The sequence below is a fragment of the Vibrio sp. 2130-1 genome, from assembly GCF_033339515.1.
Map to the genome: position 1 here is coordinate 1 of NZ_JAWOUT010000701.1, position 523 is coordinate 523.

Consider the following 523-nt stretch of genomic DNA (forward strand, 5'->3'; position numbering starts at 1 on the left):
TTTTATCTCATTAGCATTGCTTGACTTCACTTATTAGCCGCGTAGCATCGATGTACGTCAATATTATGTGCAAAGGAAGGCCATATGACCGTCAAGGTATTTTGGAAAAACCCTTACCAAACAGAACTCACCTCCACGGTAACTCGAATTTCGGACAAAGAAGTCGAGTTATCCCACACTATTTTTTATGCTGAATCCGGCGGACAAGAGAGCGATGCAGGTACGATCGACGGGATTCCTATCGTCGGTGCAATTAAGTCTGGCTCACGCATTGTTTACACTCTAGAACGTCAACCCACGTTTCGAGTTGGCGACCAAGTGATCACTCAAATTGACTGGCAAAGGCGTTATGCGTTGATGAAGCTCCACTTTGCGGCGGAAGTCATACTTGAACTGTTCACGCAAAAATTTGCAAACATTCAGAAGGTTGGCGCACATATCTCAGCAGATAAAAGCCGAATTGATTTTGAATGGCCTGAAAGCATCACGCCACTGCTGGCGGAGTTTCAACAACGAGCTCAGG

General features: G+C 45.5%; 1 protein-coding gene. It reads left to right on the forward strand.

All coding sequences use genetic code 11. The annotated features are described in order from the left end of the window. Positions 1-84: 84 nt before the first annotated feature. On the forward strand, positions 85-523 hold a 439-nt coding region (locus tag R7Q09_RS28225; protein WP_318144219.1), incomplete at its 3' end, for an alanine--tRNA ligase-related protein.